Source organism: Shewanella inventionis (assembly GCF_014641855.1).
Lineage (GTDB): Bacteria > Pseudomonadota > Gammaproteobacteria > Enterobacterales > Shewanellaceae > Shewanella > Shewanella inventionis.
This window is the reverse complement of record NZ_BMII01000075.1, coordinates 1-6,985: the sequence shown is the minus strand read 5'-3', so window position 1 is coordinate 6,985 and position 6,985 is coordinate 1. Positions and strand designations below refer to the sequence as shown.

General features: G+C 41.2%; 6 protein-coding genes. 4 read left to right on the top strand and 2 right to left on the bottom strand.

What is annotated here, in order from left to right; translation table 11 throughout:
• The first annotated feature begins 109 nt into the window (after positions 1-109).
• The gene (locus IEW93_RS21410; protein WP_188741232.1) at positions 110-1,036 is read left to right on the top strand and encodes a multiheme c-type cytochrome; all 927 of its coding nucleotides are present in this window, start codon (positions 110-112) and stop codon (positions 1,034-1,036) included.
• A gap of 88 nt (positions 1,037-1,124) precedes the next feature.
• Here IEW93_RS21410 and IEW93_RS21405 read toward each other — a convergent pair whose 3' ends face one another.
• A complete protein-coding gene (locus IEW93_RS21405; RefSeq protein ID WP_188741231.1) occupies positions 1,125-1,952 on the bottom strand; it encodes a S1/P1 nuclease in 828 nt (275 codons plus the stop codon).
• Positions 1,953-2,202: 250 nt separating this feature from the next.
• Here IEW93_RS21405 and IEW93_RS21400 point away from each other — a divergent pair, with 250 nt between their 5' ends.
• Positions 2,203-5,376 carry a TonB-dependent receptor gene (locus IEW93_RS21400; protein WP_188741230.1) on the top strand — a complete coding sequence of 1,058 codons (3,174 nt, stop codon included), beginning with the start codon at positions 2,203-2,205 and terminating at the stop codon, positions 5,374-5,376.
• A 63-nt stretch (positions 5,377-5,439) separates the two neighbouring features.
• Here the strand turns inward: IEW93_RS21400 and IEW93_RS22285 are convergent, their stop codons facing one another.
• Positions 5,440-5,562, bottom strand: a complete 123-nt coding sequence (locus IEW93_RS22285; RefSeq protein ID WP_263283564.1) for a hypothetical protein — start codon at positions 5,560-5,562, stop codon at positions 5,440-5,442.
• A gap of 461 nt (positions 5,563-6,023) precedes the next feature.
• Here IEW93_RS22285 and IEW93_RS21395 point away from each other — a divergent pair, with 461 nt between their 5' ends.
• Both IEW93_RS21395 and IEW93_RS21390 read left to right on the top strand, forming a co-directional pair.
• Entirely contained in the window at positions 6,024-6,485 is a 462-nt protein-coding gene (locus IEW93_RS21395) for a GNAT family N-acetyltransferase (RefSeq protein ID WP_188741229.1), read from the top strand.
• A gap of 14 nt (positions 6,486-6,499) precedes the next feature.
• Complete coding sequence (locus IEW93_RS21390; RefSeq protein ID WP_188741228.1) at positions 6,500-6,817, top strand: putative quinol monooxygenase; 318 nt, start codon at positions 6,500-6,502, stop codon at positions 6,815-6,817.
• Positions 6,818-6,985 lie beyond the last annotated feature (168 nt).

Here is a 6,985-nt window from a genome sequence, read left to right as displayed (position 1 = left end):
CGCGCGCTTGAGCATGCTGGGTTTCGAGCTGTTTCTTCTGGTCATCGGTGAGGTATATTTTCATGAGGTGTAGCATGATCCTGATTTGAAATAAAATCAAGCACCTTCAATGATCACCGGTATATACAACAAAGACGGTGACACCACAGGTGCAACCAATGTGATTGGTAAGCCAATTGTTTATGCCGGTGCCTATTTGCATGGCTATTACAATGAATCAATTGTTGGTCGTTTTGCTGGTCATGGTAGCAATGAAATCAAAACCGATAACGCTGATGGTTCAAGAACTCACTGTTTCCCAACACCATCAAGTGGCTTTGATCAAGCAAGTATTATGGCATCTGCCCGTATCTCGTTAAGTTACACAGGTTGGGTACAAAATGATGGTGAAACGTCAATGTCATTTACAGCCTATTCAGATGCGGTTGATCAAACAACAGGCGAGATTGTTAAATATGAACGCCGTTTAGCAGTGACTAACGATAGTTGTACTACATGTCATAATAGCGAAACCAACTATCACAAAAATGGTGCATACAACAATGGTGGTGTTGATTGCGTCGCTTGCCATAACAATGGACAAGATCGTAGTGCTGCAAACTCAGCCCCTGGTTTTGGCCCAATGGTACACAGTATGCACTGGGGAATTGGTAACTCGTTATCTGGCGCGAAAACAGATGCTGATGGCAATAACATTGCTAATTCTGCTACAGCGTTAAATGCCATTAACTGTGTGTCTTGTCATGCTGATGGTATTGATTTGAATGCAATACCGAATCAATACATTCGAGCTAAAGCATTTAATAATGGCGACCAAACTAAGATGGCTAGCCCGATAACTGCAAACTGTTTTGCTTGTCATAATGGCGACCAAGCATTGAACCACATGGAGTTAAACGGTGGTGAAATTAGCGCAGAAAAAGGCCTAGGTAATGATGGCACTTGGTTTACTCAACCAACAGGTGAGTCATGTGCTACTTGTCACGCAGAAGGTCGTTCATTTGGTATTGAGAAATACCACAAGTTTGAACGTTAATCATAATACCGAGTTAGCTTATTGAGCTAACATGATCGGATAATAAAAAACGGGGATCAATTGATCCCCGTTTCTATTTCGTTACTGCTTATTTATCTACGTTGCATGATTGATTAAAGATGGCATTCAGTTTTTCAGCTAAGCGGATGCCTGCTTGTTGGAGTCTTTTTTCAACAATAGGTTTATTAATAAACACATAGTTGTAACGTAAGTCGTCTTCACCTTGATAATTCTGTTCCAGAACATAGGCTTTTTTACGTAAAGACTTAGATTCTTGTGCCCAATCATAATAACTCTGCCCTGACCATTGTTGACGTTCAACATGACTAATACGATTTAAAAAGTGACTGTATTCGGTGTAGCTTAATTGCTGTTGCTCGATAATTTTGCTGTCCCAAACAGTATGCAGGTTACTGTCGTGGCCAAACCATTTAAGTTTAACAGTATTGCCACCTTTGTCGTGATGATGACCAACGTGCAAAGGCTGATGGATGTCGCCAACAAAATGAACATAAAAGGCCAGCGCTTGCCATTTGTCTTGTTGGCTGGCTTGAGGGTTTTTTAATACATTTTCAAATCGCTGTAATCCTTCAATGATGTCTCCATCAGGATTGCGCTTTACGCTTGTCCAGGTTTCGTCATCTGCAATAGAAACATAGTGCCATGGCGCGGCGTGGTCCCAGTTTTTGTCTGAGCGAATTTCATCAGCCCATGTAGACATTTGTGCCAGGCTTTCACCATTTGTTAGTTGATCAATCTGTTGCTTCGCGTTATCGCTTAAGTGTTGCTGAGCCAAGTCACCAACAATACGATGCCCTAATTGGCCAAAGGCAAATGCAGAAGAACTTAGGCTTAGTGAGAGTATTAACCCACTTATTATCATGGCGCTTTGATTAACAAATACTGATTTTTTCATGTGTGTTGCCCAATTTTCAATATGGTACTTGGCTGTAATGAACCCCTGTTTTTGCGCGAATATACAGCATTTTTATGACAAATTTATGTAACCAATCGGTGGGTTAGTTGTTGTTTTTTTGTATAAATTTTGCCATTAAAATGCAACATAATCTCCCTAGAATCCCCCCTGCAGTTTTTGCTGCATTTAATAACAAGGCCCAGCGGATTGGGTTAAACATTAAAATATAATAAGTTTTCAGGGGTTTGAAATGTTACTAAGTCATAAAATGAGTCGCCTTGCGCTAGCGACGTGTTTTGCAATGGGGGTCGCACTACCCGCATCGGCAGCTGATACTGCATCTGATATTCGTGGTCAAATTACCGGGCCAGCAGGAAATGCTGTCTCAGACGCAAAAGTGACCATTATTCACCAACCGACCGGTACAGTTACCGAAGTGCCCGTAACTGCTAATGGTCAGTTTTCTGCGCGCGGTTTGCGTGTTGGTGGTCCTTACATTATTAAAGTTGATTCTGACCAGTTTGCTGACACCGTTGAAGAAGATGTTTACTTGCAACTGGGCGAGACATTCCGCTTTAATCGTACTCTACAAGATGCAAGCGCAATGGAGCGTATTGGTGTTGTGGGCAGTGCAGGATATTACCGAACAGCGGGCAGTAATAGTGACTTTGGCGAGCAAGACATTGCCAATGCGCCAGGTATTAGTCGTGATTTAAAAGATGTACTACGTCAAAACCCAATGGCAGTCGTGGGTACTGATGGCGTTTCTATGAGCGTGGCGGGTATGAACCCACGTTTCAATACTTTTGTGGTTGATGGTATATCTCAAAACGATGATTTTGGTCTTAACTCAAATGGTTACCCAACACAGCGTTCGCCTATTTCTATCGATGCGGTAGAAAGTGTCGCGTTAAATGTGTCGCCATACACGGCAAGAAACGGTGGTTTTACCGGTGCACAAATTAATGCTGTGACTAAGTCGGGTACTAACGATTTATCTGGTTCAGTTTTTTGGGAAACCACCAACGATAGCTTGGCCGGTGACGGTAAAAATCAAGACACGGGTGATAAAATTGAGCAAGATTTTGAAGAAACCACGTTTGGCGGTACTGTTGGCTTCCCGCTAATAGAAGATAAGTTATTTTTCTTTGGCTCTTACGAGAACTTCGATGCGCCTCAGTCTGCAGAATGGGGGCCAAATGGTGCAGGTTATGCCAATGATTCAGACGTTACTGCAGATGAATTAGCATTAATTGAGCAAATTGCGCAGACAGTTTATGGCCTTGATAGTATTGGTGGTTACACTACGACGCCACAAGAAAAGGATGAAAAAATCTTAGCCAAGCTGGATTGGAACATTAACGACCAGCATCGCGCCAGTTTCACTTACCAGTCAACGGTAGGTAACTTAACCAATAACATGAGCTCAAGTGCATCGTCTTTAAAGTTATCAAGTACTTGGTACGATAAAGAAGAAATATTAGAAACCTACGCTGCTAACTTATATAGCGATTGGACTGATGATTTTAGCACTGAGATTAAACTGGCTTATAAAGATACCACTTCAAAATCAAAAACCATTGATGATTTAGGCATTGGTATGGTGTCGGTACAAACCTATGACCGTGCCAGCGATTATGTGATTTTTGGTACCGATAAGTCTCGTCAAGCCAATGAGTTAAACAACCAGAATCTTGAACTGCGTTTTGTGGGCGATTACTACTTAGGCGATCATGAAATCGGTTTTGGTACCCAGTATAACAATGTTGAAGTATTTAACTTATTTGCTCAAAACGTAATGGGTAACTGGTCATTTAATACCATTGAAGATTTTGAAAATGGCGACGTAGACCAGTTCTTTTATGCTAATGCGATGTCGGGTAATCCTGACGATGTGGGTGCCTCTTTTAATATGGACACCTTGGCATTATTTGTTGAAGATGCCTGGGCGATCACCCCTGATCTAACCCTAACTTACGGCATGCGTTATGAAACCATTAGCATGTCTGATTCTCCTGCACTGAACCAAAATTTTGTTGAGCGTTATGGTTTTGCTAATAACGAAACCCTAGATGGCCAAGATATTTGGTTACCGCGTGTAGGCGTTAATTATAAACTTACCGAAGACGTCAGCTTACACGGTGGTGTAGGGCGTTATACTGGTGGTTCACCCACAGTGTGGATTTCTAACAGTTTCTCAAACGATGGTAACAGCTTATTAAGCTATAACGATGGCTGGGACGCAGCATGGGGCACCCCTGATTTTGCTAATGTACCATCACAAGCACAAGATGGTTTAGTGGGTGGCGATGGCAATGTGAACGCGATAGATCCTAACTTTAAACTGCCGTCAGATTGGCGCGCAAGTATTGGGTTTGATAGCACCTGGGATTTTGGTGCGCTAGGTGATGACTGGTTTGTTGGCGCTGAGTTTTTGTATGTTAAAAAAGAAAATGACCTCGCCTGGGTTGATTTAGCTCGTCGTCAAGTAACCACAGATGACACTGGCCGTGTCGTGTATGAAACATGGGACCCTCTTGCTAATAATGGCGCGGGTGGAAACACTGATCGTTACGACATTATGTTAACCAATGCAGACAAAGATGGTTCAAGTAAAACCTTCAGTTTATCGTTAGCGAAAAATTGGGATATGGGCTTAAGCATGCGTGCAGGTTATGCTTATAACTCAGTGGAAGAAGGCAACCAAGGCTCGTCTTCTACCGCGACCTCAAACTATCAATATACTCCAGTGCAATATGACCGTAATGGCACAACCATGGGCACTGGCTATTATGAAACACCTCACCGTTTTACCTTTAGTTTAGGCTATGACGTAGAGTTTGTTGCAGGATATAACTCTAGCTTTAACTTATTCTACGAAGCGCGTGAAGGCAATCCGATGACATGGGTGTTGGGCTCTTATAGAGACGGAAACTTAGGCGACCAAGCCAGTTTTGCCAATGCGTCATATTACCTGCCATATATTCCAACTGGAGCTGATGATGCCAACGTTGAGTATGCAGATGGGTTAACTTATGAAGCACTTAAAGCTGCTCTTGACGACATTGGTTTGAGCCAATATGCCGGCGGTATTGCACCAAAAGGCACTGATAACCAACCTTGGGTGCATCAGCTTGATTTTCGCTTTACTCAAGAGCTTCCTGGCTTTAGTGATGAGCACAAAGGTATCTTATATTTTGATATCAAAAACGTACTTAATTTAGTCAATGATGATTGGGGCGTGGTTGAATATCAAAGCTATGGTACATCAACGTTAGTTGATCATGCTTATAATGCTACCACTGGAGTTTATACTTACTCAGTGCCGTACGGTCAAGATGGTATCGAAACAGATAACCAAAATACCTATGACATTAACAAATCAGCTTGGCAGCTAAAAGTTGGTGTTAAGTATCAGTTCTAACTAAATGATAAGCATAAAAATACCGAGTCAATGACTCGGTATTTTTTTCTCACTGCGCTGAGATTATTTGCCTTTGATGACTGAAGTGCTAGGCGCTTTTTTCGCTTGTTTCACTGCTCGCTTTTCTTTTAACGTTAATTGCGGCTGTTTCTTTGATTCTTTTGAATTATTACGTTCTTTGCTCATGTTATTTACTCCGTGTATGCACTGGGCTTGGTTCACTCTGTAAAAATGTTAAACAATTATTTGAATCACAATATCAATCAAAAATCATACGAATATAGCGTTGTAATAAGCATCCTGTCTTAACTGGGTTAAATCGATACTAGCACCAAGTTGAACAAAAATATCTAGCGTTAATATAGATTTTTTAGTGCTAAACCTAGATTGCAAAAGCATAATGATATTGCAACTCAGTGCCTCTTTTGAAAGAATCACCTCAATACATTTTCGCTCAATGCCACATAGATAAACTCACTAAATACTTAATATTTACACAGCATGTTAGCAGCCTATTTTGTTGTGTTGTTTATCTATTACGGTTGTTCTGGGTTACTGATTGAAAATGGTCGAAAAAGGTAGTTCAGATCAATCTACTTCAGTCATGTTAGTATTATTTGAGTCAGTACAACAAATTAAGGTGATAAATGTCGTTAACATGGCTAGATGTTGGCTTTAATGAGTTCACGTTAGAGCAGCTTTATAATGTATTACAACTGCGGGTTGATGTGTTTGTGGTTGAGCAAAATTGCCCTTATTCTGAACTAGATGGTAAAGATAAAAACATACATACAAGGCATTTACTCGGTGTTGATGAGCAGCAAAATGTTGTGGCATATTGCCGTATACTTGCTCCCAATGTTAGTTACCCACAAGCAAGCATTGGTCGAGTTGCAATTGCTAAAACTGTTCGAGGTCAGGGGCTTGCGTATCAGTTAATGCAGCACGCCATAGCCATTGCCAACAAACACTGGCCAGATGATCATATTCAAATTGGCGCCCAGGACTATTTACGTCATTTTTATCAACAACTCGGGTTTGTGGTTAATTCTGAAGTATATTTAGAAGATGGCATACCGCATCTGGATATGTTGCTTAACTATTCATAATTTAAGGAAGATAGATGTCTGATTATTCGATCAATACTCAACAAGTTGTTTGTGTTGCGCAGTTTGTCGCTAAAGCCGGTAAACGTGACGCGTTAGTGGCTGCGCTGGCCAGTTTAATACCCGACACCCGCCGAGAGTTGGGCTGTATTCGCTATGAGTTAAATGTGAGTCTAGATGATGACAATAAAGTCGCATTTGTGGAAAAATTTGTTGATCGCGAAGCATTTGATAATCATTGTGCCAAAGATGCGATACAGCATTACTTTCACAATGTGATGCCAGAGCTTGTTGAATCACATCATGTAGAAGTGTTTAACCAAGTCATTGCATAAGGGTTTGAGTATTTGTGTTGATTGCTTTTATCTGCACTTAAATAATACCATTTCCATTAATTATGTGACCAATCAGAGTCGCTCAGACTGTTCAGTTTGAGGCGCATTGTTGAAATAATGGTTATTCCCTTCTAAGGCAATGCAACAAAGAAATGGACTGTCTGAGCG